At 73.5% G+C, this 14373-nt stretch carries 9 protein-coding genes; all 9 read right to left on the bottom strand.

The window, feature by feature from the left end; all coding sequences use genetic code 11:
* Nucleotides 1-11: 11 nt before the first annotated feature.
* Genes JE024_RS31570 through JE024_RS31610 form a run of 9 tightly spaced genes read right to left on the bottom strand, consistent with a single transcriptional unit; the run spans nucleotide 12 to nucleotide 11398 of the window.
* Entirely contained in the window at nucleotides 12-4076 is a 4065-nt protein-coding gene (locus JE024_RS31570) for a putative baseplate assembly protein (RefSeq protein WP_244883285.1), read from the bottom strand.
* Complete coding sequence (locus JE024_RS31575; protein WP_205377313.1) at nucleotides 4073-7261, bottom strand: putative baseplate assembly protein; 3189 nt, start codon at nucleotides 7259-7261, stop codon at nucleotides 4073-4075. The genes JE024_RS31570 and JE024_RS31575 overlap by 4 nt, the downstream gene beginning before the upstream one ends.
* Complete coding sequence (locus JE024_RS31580; protein ID WP_205377314.1) at nucleotides 7258-7635, bottom strand: GPW/gp25 family protein; 378 nt, start codon at nucleotides 7633-7635, stop codon at nucleotides 7258-7260. The genes JE024_RS31575 and JE024_RS31580 overlap by 4 nt, the downstream gene beginning before the upstream one ends.
* On the bottom strand, nucleotides 7632-8003 hold the full coding sequence (locus tag JE024_RS31585) for a hypothetical protein (protein ID WP_205378449.1): 372 nt from the start codon (nucleotides 8001-8003) through the stop codon (nucleotides 7632-7634). Before JE024_RS31585 ends, JE024_RS31580 begins: the two co-directional genes overlap by 4 nt.
* A 26-nt stretch (nucleotides 8004-8029) precedes the next feature.
* Nucleotides 8030-8560, bottom strand: a complete 531-nt coding sequence (locus JE024_RS31590) for a phage baseplate assembly protein V (protein WP_205377315.1) — start codon at nucleotides 8558-8560, stop codon at nucleotides 8030-8032.
* 46 nt (nucleotides 8561-8606) lie between these two features.
* Complete coding sequence (locus JE024_RS31595; protein ID WP_205377316.1) at nucleotides 8607-9746, bottom strand: hypothetical protein; 1140 nt, start codon at nucleotides 9744-9746, stop codon at nucleotides 8607-8609.
* The gene (locus tag JE024_RS31600; RefSeq protein ID WP_205377317.1) at nucleotides 9736-10125 is read right to left on the bottom strand and encodes a LysM peptidoglycan-binding domain-containing protein; all 390 of its coding nucleotides are present in this window, start codon (nucleotides 10123-10125) and stop codon (nucleotides 9736-9738) included. Before JE024_RS31600 ends, JE024_RS31595 begins: the two co-directional genes overlap by 11 nt.
* Nucleotides 10126-10130: 5 nt before the next feature.
* The gene (locus tag JE024_RS31605) at nucleotides 10131-10817 is read right to left on the bottom strand and encodes a hypothetical protein (protein ID WP_205377318.1); all 687 of its coding nucleotides are present in this window, start codon (nucleotides 10815-10817) and stop codon (nucleotides 10131-10133) included.
* Nucleotides 10814-11398, bottom strand: coding sequence for a hypothetical protein (locus JE024_RS31610; RefSeq protein WP_205377319.1), 585 nt, complete (start codon nucleotides 11396-11398; stop codon nucleotides 10814-10816). The genes JE024_RS31605 and JE024_RS31610 overlap by 4 nt, the downstream gene beginning before the upstream one ends.
* Nucleotides 11399-14373 lie beyond the last annotated feature (2975 nt).

Consider the following 14373-nt stretch of genomic DNA (forward strand, 5'->3'; position numbering starts at 1 on the left):
TTCCTCGGTGTTCATGCGGTGACCTCCGTGAGCCGGAGGGTGTCCGGGACGCCGGGGGCGAAGAGGGCGAGCCGCGCGGGACGGATCCCGCGGAACACGAGCAGGGCACGCCCCTTCGCCAGCCGCCCGGTGTCGGTGACGTCCGGGTTGAGCCGGAGCAGCCGGGCGAGCGGGACCCCGGTGGCGCGGACCACGTCGGTGAGCGTCTCGCCCTCCTCGGCGGTGACCCGGTGCACCACCTCCTCGTACGCCGCCTGCCCGGCCGGCACGGCGGACGCCGGCCCCTGCGCCGCACGCTCCGCCGGCCCGGCGAGACCCGCCGCGCCCGCCGAGGCGGCCACCCCGTCGAACACGTCGACGTCGAGATGGCCGACCCCCGGCACCCGGTGCGCCGTCGCCAGCACGTCCGACAGCAGTGCGGGCGCCCCCAGTTCACGCTCCCCGGGCCCGAAGCGGCGCAGCAGCGCCTGCCGCAGCCGGGGCCCGACGGTGTCCCAGCCGTGGTCCGGCTCCGTGCGCACCCGCGCCGCGAGCAGCAGCAGCACCGGCTCCCGCACGTCCACCCGCACCGGCAGCCGGGAGTCCCCGTAGCGGGCGAGCGCGGACCGCAGCGACCGCAGCACCTCCGAGTCGTCCGCGAGCGGGCCGTCGTCCACCCCCGCGACCGTCACGTGCAGCACCCGCCGCCGCCCGTCGAACAGCTCCCGGGCGACCGCGCGGCCGATCCCCGCCCGTGACCGGGCGAAGTCCTCGTAGTCCCCGACCGACACCAGCCGGTCCAGCGCGGAGACCGCCGACGGCACATTGCGCCGCGTCAGCCCCGGCCCGTCCGCGTCCGCGCCGCCGGACGCGGGCAGCGGATTGGTGACCCCGGTGACCCCCAGCGGACGGGTCACCGCCTGGGTGACCCGGTGCGCCCGCACATTGGCCGCCCGGCCGGTGCCGAAGCGGTAGCGGGCCCGCACGTTCTCGCTCCCGGTCGGCAGCCGGGCGCCGTTGACGCCGTCGCCGAAGTTCACCGTGGTGTGCCCGTCCGCCGTGCCCGTCACGTACACCCGCTCCCGCGGCCCGCGGCCGGCCAGGCTGTCCACCTCGTGCCACAGCAGGCCGTCGACCCTGATCTCCAGCACCGGCGCCGCGCCGAACGCGAGGTGCGGGGAGTCCGGGCCCGGGGTCCGGTCGCCCGCGGGCAGCCAGGTCAGCGGGGACCGCCACAGCGCGAACGCCTGGTTCGGCCGGTCCGCGTCCCCGCTGCCGATCGCCTCGTCCCGGCTCTCGCCGTGCGTCGCCGCGACCACGTTGCCCAGCACCCGCACGGTGTCGCGGCGGTAGCGGTACGCCAGACGCGCGGTCAGGGACAGCCGGGTGTGCACATGGTCGCCCGGCAGCAGCGGGTCGACGACCTGGTCGACGCCGGCGACCACCACCACCTCGGTCCCGGTGACGCCCGAGCCCGAGCCCGGTTCCCCGAACACGTCGGTGCGCTCGCCGGTGACGATCAGCCGCCGCCCCGGGCGCAGCCCGTCGTACAGCTCCGCCAGTTCGACGGTGTCCCCGTGCACGTCCTCGCCCAGCGGCTCGTCGGCGAGCCGCAGCGGCAGCCCGCCCGCGTGCACCGTGGTGTCGCGGATGTTGGACAGCAGCACGTCGTGCTCGTCGAGCCACGGGTCCGCCAGCGTCAGCTCGGTGCCGCGGCCGGTGACGCCGTAGTCCGTGTACACGGCGGTGCGCACCCCCGTCACCCGGGTCGTGACGAACCGCAGCCCGGGGTCGCCCGGGACGCCGCCCGGATCGGCGACTCCCTTGCGGGGGCGCTCGATCGCCACCCAGCTCCCCACCGTGACCGAGTCCTGCACCGACTCCAGGGGCAGCACCCGCAGCCTGCCGGCGTCGGCCGTGAGGGTGGCGACGCCCACGACGACGTTGGCGGGCTCACCGCCGACGGTGTACGCGGCGGTCACCTCCACGTCGCCCTGCCGGACCTGGCGGCTCTCGCCCGGCGCCAGCCACCAGTCGGCCGGCTCCCCGCCGTTCTGCACGGCCACATGGACGCGGCCGTCCTGACCGGGCCGCGACACGAACAGGGTCCGCTCCGGGAGTCCGTCGTGCAGCCGCGCCGTGACCCCCGGCTCCTGCGAGTCCGCCGGGCGGCGGTTCAGCCAGCTCAGGTCGTGGTCCTGGCCCGAGCGGGTCAGCAGCGTCACCCGTCCCGGACCGAGGCCGAACGTCCGCTCGGACGGCAGGTTCTCCGACACCTGGACCGACGCGCCGGTCCCGGTGTGCTGGAACTCGGCCCGCTCCGGCACCCGGCCCGCCGTGTCGAACACCAGCCGCATCGTGGTCAGCGCCGATCCCACCAGCGGCCAGTCGGCCTGCCGGATCACCCGCCCCCGCTCGTCCTGCACCGGCCGCAGCGGCGCCGTCGCCCCGAAGGGCGCACTGGTCACCCGCATCGCCTGCACCTCGTCGAGCAGCGGCGCACCGCCCGGCGCCGTCCGCCGCCAGGCCGCGTACAGGCCCTCCGCGACAGCGGGGTCGAGCGCGGCGAGCACCTGCGCCCCGAGCTCGGCGCCGACCACGGGGCGGGCGCCGGAGGGCACCCGGGCCGTGCCGGGGCGCGCGGGCGGCGCCGCACGCAGCGCGGGCAGCACCGCTCCGAGCGCGCCGAGCGCCGTGTGCCCGGACGCCGCCGGTGCGGCGGGCGCCGGGGCCGGACGGGAGGGCTCCAGCTCCGCCGCCCGCTCGCGCAGTTCGCCGACGACGGCCTCCAGCCGCTCGAACCACGCGGCCGCGTCCTCGTGCGCGGCCGCCACCGCCTGCGCCTCCGCGAGCCGTTCGTGCGGCTCCGCGAGGCGTGCCGCGAACGCGGCCGGGGAGGCGATCGCGTCCAGGTCGGCGCGCAGGGGTGCGAGCACCTGGGCGTCGAAGACGTCGACGTACCGGCTGACGGGCCGCGGGTGGGGCCGCTCCGGCGCCGGGCCGCCGTCGTGCGGCCACGGCTCGTCCTCGGCGATCCACTCGCGCAGTTCGGCGACGAGTTCGCGCAGCGACGGGGGAGGGGAGGGGGGCAGCCCGACCGCCGTCACCTCGTCCTCGCGGTCCACCCGCAGCCGGACGACCGGCAGCAGCAGCCGTTGCCCGGGGGGCGGGGCCGGGTCGGCCTTCGCGCCGGCGGACGCGGCGTCGCCGAGTGCCCCGCCGGCGGAGGCGGCCGAGCCGCCGGAGTCCGTGCCGCCGGGGGTGACCGCGTCGCCGGAGGCCGCGCCGCCGGGGACGGCCACGCCCGCGGAGGCCGCGTCGCCGGAAGCCGTCCCGCCGGGGGTGACCGCGCCCGCGGAGGCCGTGCCGCCGGAAGCCGTCCCGCCGGGGACGGCCGCGCCGTCGGAGCCCGGGTCGCCCGGGCCCGGCGCGGCCGAGGCGAACACGAACAGCAGCCGGTCACCGGTGGTCAGCCCCGTCGCCGTGCCGGAGAGGTGGATCTCCGCCCGCCGGCCCAGGTCGGCGGGCGTCAGCAGGGCCGGCCGACGCCTGCGCACGGCCAGCTCGTTCCACGACGCCCGCGCCGTCAGCTCCTCGCTCGTCTCGAAGACCTGCGACTCCTCGTCCGACGTCACCGGCACGCTGTTGCTCCGCGCACCCCGCGGGATCAGCACCGGGACCTCCGCCTCCCGCGGATCACGGTCCAGCGAGTAGGCGAGATAGGTGCCGGCGGCCACCCCCGGCCGCGGCCGGTGCCCCACCAGCCGCCCCAGCAGCGCCAGCGAGCGGTGCCCGTCCGCCGTCCGCAGATACGCCTCGTCCGCGATCCGCTCCCCGTGGAAGGTCAGCAGGTCGCCGACCACCGCCCACGCGTCGAGCAGTCCGATCACCGGATCGTCCGGTGTGCGGACCGTCAGACCGCCGAGGGCCGGATACGCCGGCGAGGCCAGCCGGTCCAGCATCGCCGCGAGGAACGAACCGTACTCGCCCACCCGGTAGTCCAGCGCCGTACGGCCCGGGGGGTTGTACGGCGCCCGCGGCGCCAGGCGTTCGTCGTGGCCGCCACCGCCGCAGCCGCAGCCGCACGCGCCGCTCATCGGGCACCTCCGCCGATCTCGATGGACAGCCGGCCGTTCCCGGGCCGGTCCGGGTCGTTGTCGAGGCGCGCGATCTCCAGCGGCCCCGTCCGCAGCAGGCCCTCCTCGAACGCCGAGTCCTCGTCCCAGGCGCCGGGGCCGTGCCGGTCGGCCGCGTGGCCGCCCGCGTGGAGCCGCCGCAGCCGCACCACCCGGACGTCCGTGACCCCCTGGACCGACGCGGCGGCGGCCACCAGCCGGCTCAGCCGGACCGGTTCGCCGAACGTCAGCGCGTCCGGATGGAAGAAGCCGAGCCGCCCGTCCGGCAGCCGCCGGCCGCCCAGCACCGCGTACAGCTCGGCGAGGATCCGCCCCTGCTGGTGCCCGGGCGCCGCGCACACCCGCAGCGCCACGTCCAGCGGCACGGCACGGGCCGGCCCGACCACCAGCTCGTGACCGATGCGCCGGAACCGCTCCAGGGCGTACGCGACCGAGTCCAGCAGCTCGGGCGTCGGCTCGGCGTCGCCCAGCGCGTCGACGGCCACATGCGCCTCCTGCGCACTGCCCGTCCAGCGGATCTCGGCGGCCGCCCGCTGCACCCCCGGCAGCGCCGCCGCGAGCTCCGCGTAGTCCTCCGCCGTCACCGCCCGCAGCCGGGTCCGCCGCAGCTCCAGCGGGGCCAGCCGGCGCACCTGCTCCAGCGGCTCCGGCCCCGTGCCGCCCACCGCGGGCAGCGGATTGCGCACCCCCGCCACCGGCACCGGGTCACCGGCGTCCACCGCCACGGCGTCCCGGCACAGCACCAGATGGCCGATCGCCTCGGCGCCCACGTTGCCCGCCGTCCCGCCGCCGATCCGGTAGTGCAGCTCCAGCCGGGCGCCCGGCCGCGGCCGCGCACCGTGCCGGCCGTCGCCGAACCGCAGGGCCAGCCGCCCGTCGTCCTCCAGCTCGCCCACCAGGTGCCGGTCCCGCGGACCACTGGCCAGCAGATCCCGCCGGGGCACGAAGACCTCCCCGCCGTCCACCGACCGCACCGCGGGCAGCGCCTCGCGCGGATCCTGCCGCACGGCCGCGGCGGGCCCCCGCAGCGAGGGCTCGTCCGGGTGCAGCCCCACCGCGTGGGCGGGTCCCCAGGTACGGGCGATCTCCCAGGCGACCGACCCGTCGAGCACCGCGCCCGCACGGGCCCGCGCCGTCAGCACCGCCAGCCGGCGGAGCTTCGGCGCCAGCAGGCGCTCGCTGCGGTGCAGCAGCTCCCGCAGTGCCTCCACCGGGCGGCGGCGCAGTTCGAACCGCTCCAGCACCCGCAGCCCGAACAGCAGCGTCAGCTCGGCGGTCTCCGCCTCCGACAGGCCGTCGCCGTCCCGGGCGCTGCGCCACAGCTCCACCAGCCGCCCCCGCACCCGCCCGGGGACGGCGGCGAGCAGCGCCGCCTGCCCGGCCGACACATGCGCGGACAGCGGGAACGGCACCGACTGCACCACCGGGGAGCGCCCGAGCACCGGCCGAAGCCGCGGTGCGATCCCCGGGTACACCGTCTGCGCCAGCAGCGTCCGCAGCGCCCCGGCCTGCTCGTACGCCGTCCCGGGCACCACCTTCTCCCGCCGCCTGCCCGCCAGTTCGAGTCCGATACCGGCCCGGGCGACGGCGTCCTCGCCGACCCCCTCGAACAGTTCGCGCACCTGGGCGGCCGTCAGGGCCTTCCCGCGCCCGGCCCGGTCCAGCCGCAGACCGATCAGGCCGGCCACCGCGTTGCCGCCGTCACCGTCCTGGCAGCCCGCCGGATCGCACGACCCGAGGACCGCGGGCCCCGGCGGCACCGTCACCGTCTCCGGCTCCCGGCCCCCGAACGTCAGCGACCGGCCGTGGTCGACGAGGGCCACGTTCCCGCGGACCACGCTCACGTCCTCCACCGGCTCGCAGTCCAGGCCCGCCCGCGCCGTCAGGCACACCCGGAAGTCCGGCGCGTCCTCGCGCGCCCAGGTCACCTCCAGCACCGGCTGTCCGCACAGCCGGTCCACACCCGGGGTGACCGACGTCAGCCGCACGGCCCGGCGGTGCGCCGGGTCGGCGTCCCCCGGCGTGCCCGAACGCGGCCCCCGCACCTCCTCGATCACCAGCAGATCGCCGGCGGCGAGCTCCAGCGAACGGCGATCGCACTCCTCGTCGGCCCACTCGTCCCGCAGCGTCGCGGAGACGGCGCCCGCGGGCAGGGCGCACACCTCGCCGCCCCAGGTCCAGAAGCGGATCGTGTTGTGCGCGGGCCGCAGCACCAGCGGATCGTCCGCCGCCACCGGCTCGAACACCTCCACCGTGCCCCGCTCGCCGAGCACCGCGAGGTCGCCGTCGTCGATCACCGTCCCGATCTCGGGCCGGTCGCGCGGCCCGAGCCGGGCGATGTCGACGGCGGCGAAGCGGAACGTCCCCGGCACCAGCGTCAGTTCCCGGGCCACCTCGACGGTCACGAACGCCCGCGCGTTGACGCCGTCGTGCATCGGGTAGTCGATCAGCCGGACATGCCGGCGCACCGACACCCGGCGCCGGGCGGTGTCCAGGTACGCCTCGGTCGCGACCGCGTCCTGCTGGTAGGAGATCCGGTCCGCCGTGTACGCCAGCAGCTCCACCAGCGTGACGCCGAGATCGGCCGGGTTCCGCTCCGTCCAGCCCGGCGTGGTGAGCGCCAGCCGGTCCAGGATCAGCCGCCGCACCGACTCGTAGTCCCGCGGGGTGTAGTCGGTCAGCGGCGACGGCGGCGGCACCGACGCCGGGGCGGGCCGCGGCCCGCCCGGATCGAACGCCGCCGGACGCTCGCTCGCGAAGACGAACGGAGCCGAGAAGTACCGCTGGTCGAAGCCCGGCCAGGGCTCGGTGCCCGGACGGCCGTACGGATCGGTGTCCACCACCGACAGCCGGTACGGGCCGCCGTCCCCGGTGCGGTCCAGCGTGACGAGCAGCCGGTCGTCGAGCTCCGGGTCCTCCTCGCGCTCCACCGCGACCTCGACCGCGGCGATCCCGGAGACCCGCCGCCCGCCGTCGATCCGGATGTTCTCCGGGCCCAGCCCGTGCGGGGCCTTGCCCAGGAACGTGACCGTCAGCGTCAGTCCGTCGTCACCGGCCTCGACCGCGTCCACACCCCCGAGACCGGCCCCCCGGACCGCGCCCCGCCGTCCGCTGCCGCGGCGGACGTCCCCCTCCAGCCGGCTCATACGGGCCCGCTCCCTTCGAACATCTCGTCACGCAGGCTCCCCGTGGAGCGCACCGTGTAGCGCAGATACACCCGGACCACGTTCTCCTCGCTCACCACGTCCAGGGCCTCCACCTCGATCAGCTCGCCCAGCCAGCGCTGGAGCGACGCCTGCACCGACAGCTCCAGCGCGGAGGCCAGTTCGGGACTGTTCGGGGTGAACACCAGGTCCAGCAGCCCGCAGCCGAAGTCGGGACGCATCACCCGCTCGCCGGGGCTGGTGAACAGCAACTGCTCGATCAGGTCGCACACATGCCCGTCGGCTCCGGCGTGCGCGGTCCTGCCGCGCAGGTCGGCCCGGAACGGGAACGCGATGTCATGACGTACGGGCCTCATCCGCAGACCACCCCGCCCCGGCCGGCGGTGACGGCCACCGCGCCCTGCGGGACCAGCGCCGCGCCGAGGCACTGCGCCCCCGAGGTGCCCAGCAGCACCGGCGCACCGTCGACCAGCACCCCGCCGGGGCGCGGACTCCACCGCACCGACAGACACGGCTCGGGCGTCCCGTTCACCGTGTGGCGGCATCCCGCGACGGCGAACACGTCGGACGCGGTGTGCACCGCGTGCCCGTCGGCCCGCACCCCGCCGCGCCCACCGGGCCCGGACACCGCGAACACCCGCCCGCCGTGCGGGCAGTGCAGCCCGCTCGCCGCGCTCACCACGTTCCCCGGCCCGCCGGGGCCGCCACCGTCACCGGACACCATCGCCACTCCCCGTCTCCCTGCCCGTCTCAACTCTTCGCCGGCACGACCAGGCGGCCGTCGTTGATGTCGACCTGACCGCCCGTCAGCCGCACCGAGGCCCCCTGGCCGTCGGCGATCGTCACGCCCTTCTCGTCCACCTGGATGTACGCGCCCGTCGCGGCCTGCAACCGGATGCCGCTGCCGCCGTCCGGCACGTCGCCCATCACGAACGCGTGCCGGTCCGAGGTGCGGATCACCACGTTCTGATGGGCCGGCGACCCGGTGAGCGCGTCCGGCGGCAGCTCCGAACGGTCGCCGTACCAGCAGCCCGACCAGATCGGGTAGCTCGGATCGCCCTGCTCGAACTCCACCCACACGCCCGCTCCCGCCGAGGGCACCGCGTAGTGCCCCGACCGGTCGCCCGCGAACGGCAGGCACGGCAGCGCCCACGTCGACACCTCGTCACCGAGCACGTCCGGCACCTTGACCGTGACCCGCCCGATCCTCAGCGGGTCGTCGTTGCTCACCACCCGCCCCCGGAACTTGCCGAGGAACCGGTTGTTGCCTCCTGCTGCCATGCGGTGTCCGCTTCCTTCCTGCGACGGTGCGGCGCCGGAACGCCTCTCAGGGCCGTACGGTGGTGCCGCGGGCGACCAGCCCCTCGCGCGAGAGCGTGAAGTTCTGCTGGTACGAGCCGGGCGTCAGGTTGTGGGTGACCGAGGTGACGTAGTAGTCGCCGTCGTAGGTGACCCCCGCGCCCCGCACCCCGACCAGCTCACGGGGGCGCAGCACGTACCCGTGGCGGTTCACGTCGAGCTGCCCCGAACCGGTCACCGAGTCCGCCGAGGTGGCCGCCCGGGCCAGCGCCTCGGCCCGCGCCTGTTCGAGACCGAGCTTCGCCGTGCCCGCCAGGCGCCGGCGCTTGAGCGCCGGAGTGGCGCGCCGGCCGAGCGGCGGCCGCAGCGGGCCGATGTCAGGCTGGGGGAGCAGCGTCGACTCCCGCGACAGCGGGTCCTGCCAGCGCACCTGCGGTTCCTCGCGGGCCGCGCCGTCGTACGCGAACGTCAGCTGGTCGACCGTGGAGTTGACGTCCATGTTCACGTTGAGGGCGTGCTGCCGCGTACCGAGCCGGCGCTGCGGCCCCCAGTAGGCGACGGACACCCCGGGGACGGGCCCCGGCACCAGGTAGAAGGTGAAGCCGTTGGCGCGGGCCAGCTCGTTCACGTACCCCAGGTCCGTCGCGCTCTGGTACTCGACCCGCAACTGCTGCCGGGGCGGCTGCGAGATCTGCTCCGGCCGCACGTCCGGCTGGATGCCGTAGTCGACGTACCTGCCGAGGATCCGCCGGACCCGCTCCGCGGGGGAGAGGTTGGGGAAGCGGTCGGTCCGCTCCTCCAGGTCCATCAGGACGGTGAGGTCCTCGCCCGTCACCGTCAGGGTGCTCTGCCCCGGCTGATTGCTCGCCCCGACCTCCTGGCGCACGATCAGCCCGTCGAGGAGCACCGTCGGCACGCCCCTGACGGTCGTCGACACGATCACCCGGGTGCGCGGGTCGAAGAAGCCCTCCGGGAGCAGCGTCCCGGTGATGGCGCCCCGCTTCGTCAGGTCGAACGCCATCTGGAAACCGCTGCGTTCCCCCGCGGTGCTGGTGATCTGCAGCGACAGCAGCGCCTCCACGACCTCCCGCGGCACCGGACGCGTCAGTTTCGGCCCCATCCGCAGCGTCAGATGGACGGGGCCGCCGCCCACCGGCTCATCGCCCACGGAGGCCCCCCTGCGCCGTCCCGTGCGGGAAGCCGCCCGGCAGCGGCACGTCGATCTCCCGGCCCGGCTCGTCCGTCAACTCCGCCGGATCCAGCACCGGGTTGGCGTCCGCGATCCGCCACCACTGGGACGGGTCGCCGAAGTACCGCTGGGCCAGCAGGTCGGGGCGCTCGCCGTCGGCGACGGTGTGCGGGGCGGTCTCCTCGTCCCCCGGGTCCGGGAGCGGCGGCAGCAACCGCCGCTCGGTGTAGCGGACCTCGGTCCCGTCGGCCGCCCGGTGCACCGCGATCACGGCGTCGTGGTAGCGGCTGGAGCGCGGGTACGGGTGGGCGCCCGGTATCGCGTCGAGCGGGCCCGTCCCCTCGTACGGCTCGGTCATGCGCCTCACGCCCTCCCCATCCCGATGTCGGCCCCGGTCAGCCCGAGCGCCCCCAGACTCCCCGCCCGCGCCGACCGCGCGAGGCGCTCCTTCTGCGCGAGATGCGCCAGGTACAGCTCGGCCCCGCGGTGCCCGGCCGGCAGATCGCTGACCGTGAGCACCTTCATCCCGACGGCGAGACTCGCCCGGATCGGGTTGAGGTGGACGTCGAAGGCGGACTCGGTGATCGACAGCTCCGTCAGCCGCACGGGCATCACCCGCTTGCTGCCCCAGGTGAACAGGGTCAGCGGCATCTCGATCGGCGTGATCTCGATCGTCCCCTTCCGGCTCAGCCGGGTGGCCTCGCGCAACTGCGCGGTCGTGGGCTGGACGAGCATCTCCAGCGTCGCGAGCTGCGGATGGATCCCGTCGGGGGCCGCCACCTCGAACTGGTCGGTGGCGTCGATCTCGGCCGTGAACTTCCACGTCTCCTGCGCCGGCCCCTTCAGCCTCAACGCCTCGTTCCGATCCCCGCCCCCGCTCCCCCCGCCCCCCGAATCCCCACTCCCCCCGGCCGACTGGGGAGCGAGGCTGCGTTCGAGGGTGTCGGGGTTGAACTGGAGCACGATGATGCGCTGGGGGGTGCCGCGCTCGGGGTCGACGAGGACGATGCCGGAGCGGATGGGTTTGGGGATGTCGGGGTAGCGGGTCATCGCTTGTCCCGCTCGTTCGTGTCACCGTGAATACGCATGCCTTCGAGCAGAACCCGGGCGTTCTCCCGCACGTGGTCGACGGAGTCGTTCACCGCCAAGTGGCGCACGATGTCGACCAGGGGCGGCCAAGGCGTGTAGGCGCTGGACACAATCACCGCTTGGCGGATTCCCGGATCGGAGTCGGCAGCCATGGCACGGAAGAGGATGACCAATTCCTCCACGGGCTGGTCAGGGGCCGTGAACGCCGCCGCGTACGCCGCCCTGAGCCGATCGTCCCGATCAGTGGCCGTGGCAAGCGCCTGCACGGCTTCAGGAAACTCCCAGACATCGCAGGATGTCTTGATCAGCTCAGCTGCCTCGTCCGAGCCGGCGCCGCGGAGTGTGACGAAGGGAGTTCCGGTGAGTGGATCCTCAACATAGTGGACCGAGACTCCCGCAGAGGTCACCCACACGTTAGTGAAGACGTCCGCATTCCGGTTTCCCATTACGCGCATATCCCATCTGTTTCTCATGGCCAAGCTGACCATCGATGCCTCCGATTTCTCGGGTCGCAGGGTCAGTCGGATGTCATAGTCCGTCACGGCTTCCTCTTACAGTCCGTAGTAGTTCCACATGTAGTCCCGCACGAGGCGCCGCCCCTCGCTCATGACATCTTGTTCTGTTTCGCCGACAATCTCGGAATTTCCGGTCTGTGCTCGGGCCCAGCGCTCCGCCAACTCTATCTCACGCCTTACCAGTTCATCACGGCGTTGTTGTGCCATGCTGTCCTCTTCGATTCCCTTTTCGTTCTTCTTCTTTCTTCCGACGACGCCTTGTACCAATTGCCGTGCCGCTGCCACGGCCCCGAGCATGGACATGGGATGCAGTCCGCGCCCGCCGATCCGGGAGGGACGCCTTCTGCCGTGCCAGCGGCCGGTTCTGGCATTGCGCCCACCTTGGTATCCCCTGAACGCCTCGTCCCAGTCGACATCTCCTGCGCCGATCAAAGTGGTGAGCATGGCCGCGTAGCCAAGATTGGCGGGGTTCCGGACGGACTCGCGCACGAAGACGAGCCAGTGGAGTTCGCGAATCAGTCGCCTCTGGGCGGGGGTGAGGTTTCCTGGCATTCTTCCGAAGGTCGTGAAGCTGTGAAGCGCACCCGCGAGCGTTGGCCCCTGCAGTCCTTCCGCCGCCAGTTCTTCGATCTTCTTTGCGATGTTCGGGTAGGTGGACGGGATCGGCTTGCCGCTTTTCGTGCTGCCGAGTTCTATTTGGGTGTACGCATTGATCTCGCCCTGCTTGTTCTGCTCCTGAACGGGTTCGCGGTCCTGGCCGACCCGATAGTTCTCCATGGCGTCCACCGGCGGCTGGTGTGGACTGACATTCTGTGAACCGGAAGGTGTCGACACGGCGAGATTGCTTCCGCGGCCACGTAAGTACTCGACGGCTCCCGGGAAGTCGGCTGCCGAGTTCACATCGAGTGTGGCATCCGGGTCGGCCATCTTCTCGAGCCGCATGCGGATTGCCGCAGCCTGAACCCGTGGATCCTGCAGCATGTCACGAGACACCTCGTGAACCAGTTCGCGCAATTCTGCCCCTGTGAGTCGGAATCCTCCGGCTGCACGCTGTTCCGGGTTGAGCTTGGCGATGACGTCGAACTGCTGGTCCCGTTCGAATGAAAGATCCGTGAGCCGATACCAGACCCTGGCTCCACGGAGCAGGAACTCGAAGGCCTTGCCTGTCGTCAACCGGCGAAGAGCCGAGTTCAATTTCGGGCGCAGCCGCGCGACGATCTTGCGCAGGCGCTCGTCCTTGGACTCCTTGGAGTCCTCCTTCTTCTTCCGTTCGTCCTTTCTCCGCTGCTTTGCCTCGGCCGGGTCCTTGTCCTTCGGCCTGCGGTCCCTGCCCTTGTCGTCCCTGTCCTTGTGCCGGCCCCTCTCCCTGTCCTTGTCGTCCTTCGGGCGGGGACGGCGCCCGGCGTCGTCCCGGTCGGGGCTGCGCCTGTCGGGGGAGGTGTCGTCCCGGCGCTTCGGGTCCCGGTCCGGGGTCCTGTCGCCGGGCCGGTCGGGGCGGCCGGTGTCCCTGGGGCGGGACGGGTCCGTGGTGCGCGGCTTCGGAGTGGCCGTGTCCTGGGGCCGTGACGTCTCCCTGGGCCGGTCGGGGCGGGCGGAGTCCTTGGGGCGGGTGGGGGCGGTGGTGCTCAGGGGCTTCGGGCGGTCGGCCGGCTTCTTCGGGGGAGCGGGGGCCTTGGGCGGGGCCGGGCGCTTCGGGTCGGTGGGACGGTCCTTGGGCGGTGTCCCCGGCCTCCCCGGCGCCCGGTCCTCCGGCTTCGCGGGCCGTCCGTCCGCCGGCGCGTCCGGTGCGCCCGGGCCCTTGGGCTTGCCCGGCTTCGGCTTGCCGAGCTTCGCCGCCACGTCCTTCAGCCGGCGGCCCACCTTCGAGACGTACTTGCCGATGCCGCTCAGCAGCGCCTGGTACAGGACCTCCAGCAGGGCGACCACGCCCGCCGCGACGGCCTTGGCGAAGAGGATGCCCGCGCCTCCGCCGCGGACGGCCTTCAGCCAGTCGAGGACCATGCCCAGCGCCCGCAGGATCGCGCTCAGCGCGCCCCACGCCGTGCGGATGGCGTCGATGACGGCCATCACCCACCCCGCGCCGGGGATCAGCTTCGCGACCACCTTCGTGAGCACGAGTTCGCCGATGATCAGCGGCAGTTGGGGGACGACCGCGTCCCACGCCTCCTTGACGATCTTGTCCAGGGTCCAGCCGCCGCGGACCAGCTTGTCGATGACCGCCTTCGGGACGCCGATGATCTCCTGGATCTTCTCCCGGAACCACTGCTTCACCGCCGACGAGACCTCGGCGAACAGATGGTTCTTCGCGCCGTCCACCGCGGAGTTCTTCGCTCCGCCCAGCCAGCCGCCGGGGTCGGAGAGGAAGTCGACGGCGATCAGCATCCAGTCGCCCAGCGCGCTGAGCAGCTTCGACGCGAAGTCCAGCACGGCCTTGACGGCGTCGACGACCGCCTTGACCGCCGCCTGGAGCATCTTCTTCAGGAAGTCGAGGATGCTGCCGAGCAGTTTGCCGATGGCGTCCAGCAGGTCGCTGACGGCCTGCTTCAGCGCGTCCGCGAGGCGGTTGACGAGGGCGATCGCGGCCGCGATCAGATCGGTGACGAACTTTCGCACGCGGGCGGCCAGTTCGACGATCGCCCGCACCATCGCCTTGGCGAACTCGACGAGATCGTCGATGAGCTGCTTGATCGTGTCGACGACGAACTTCCGCGCGGCGTCGATCCAGCGCTCGACGGTCTCCTTGAAGTTCTTGATGAAGCCGACGACCGCGTCCCGTGCCGCCTTGATGACACGGACGATCGCGTCCTTGATCTCGATGACCTTCTTCTTGATCCAGTCGAAGGCCTTGGTGACCCAGTTGCCGGAGTCCTCGACGCTGTCGTCCCGCTTCTTCTCCGCGTCGCGTTCGGCCTTGGTGTTCTCGTCCCGGATCTTCCTGTCGCCGTCGTCCTTCTCCTTGGCGACGTCGTCGTCGGTCTGCTTCTCCTTGTCCTGGACGTCCT

Origin of the sequence: Streptomyces zhihengii, from assembly GCF_016919245.1 — a bacterium.
GTDB lineage: Bacteria > Actinomycetota > Actinomycetes > Streptomycetales > Streptomycetaceae > Streptomyces > Streptomyces zhihengii.

What these genes read in the sequence shown, in the direction of transcription:
- JE024_RS31590 (WP_205377315.1), bottom strand. Translation starts at nt 8,560, where the DNA reads ATGGCAGCAGGAGGCAACAACCGGTTCCTCGGCAAGTTCCGGGGGCGG.
- JE024_RS31580 (WP_205377314.1), bottom strand. Translation starts at nt 7,635, where the DNA reads ATGAGGCCCGTACGTCATGACATCGCGTTCCCGTTCCGGGCCGACCTG.
- JE024_RS31570 (WP_244883285.1), bottom strand. Translation starts at nt 4,076, where the DNA reads ATGAGCGGCGCGTGCGGCTGCGGCTGCGGCGGTGGCGGCCACGACGAA.
- JE024_RS31605 (WP_205377318.1), bottom strand. Translation starts at nt 10,817, where the DNA reads ATGACCCGCTACCCCGACATCCCCAAACCCATCCGCTCCGGCATCGTC.
- JE024_RS31585 (WP_205378449.1), bottom strand. Translation starts at nt 8,003, where the DNA reads ATGGTGTCCGGTGACGGTGGCGGCCCCGGCGGGCCGGGGAACGTGGTG.
- JE024_RS31575 (WP_205377313.1), bottom strand. Translation starts at nt 7,261, where the DNA reads ATGAGCCGGCTGGAGGGGGACGTCCGCCGCGGCAGCGGACGGCGGGGC.
- JE024_RS31600 (WP_205377317.1), bottom strand. Translation starts at nt 10,125, where the DNA reads ATGACCGAGCCGTACGAGGGGACGGGCCCGCTCGACGCGATACCGGGC.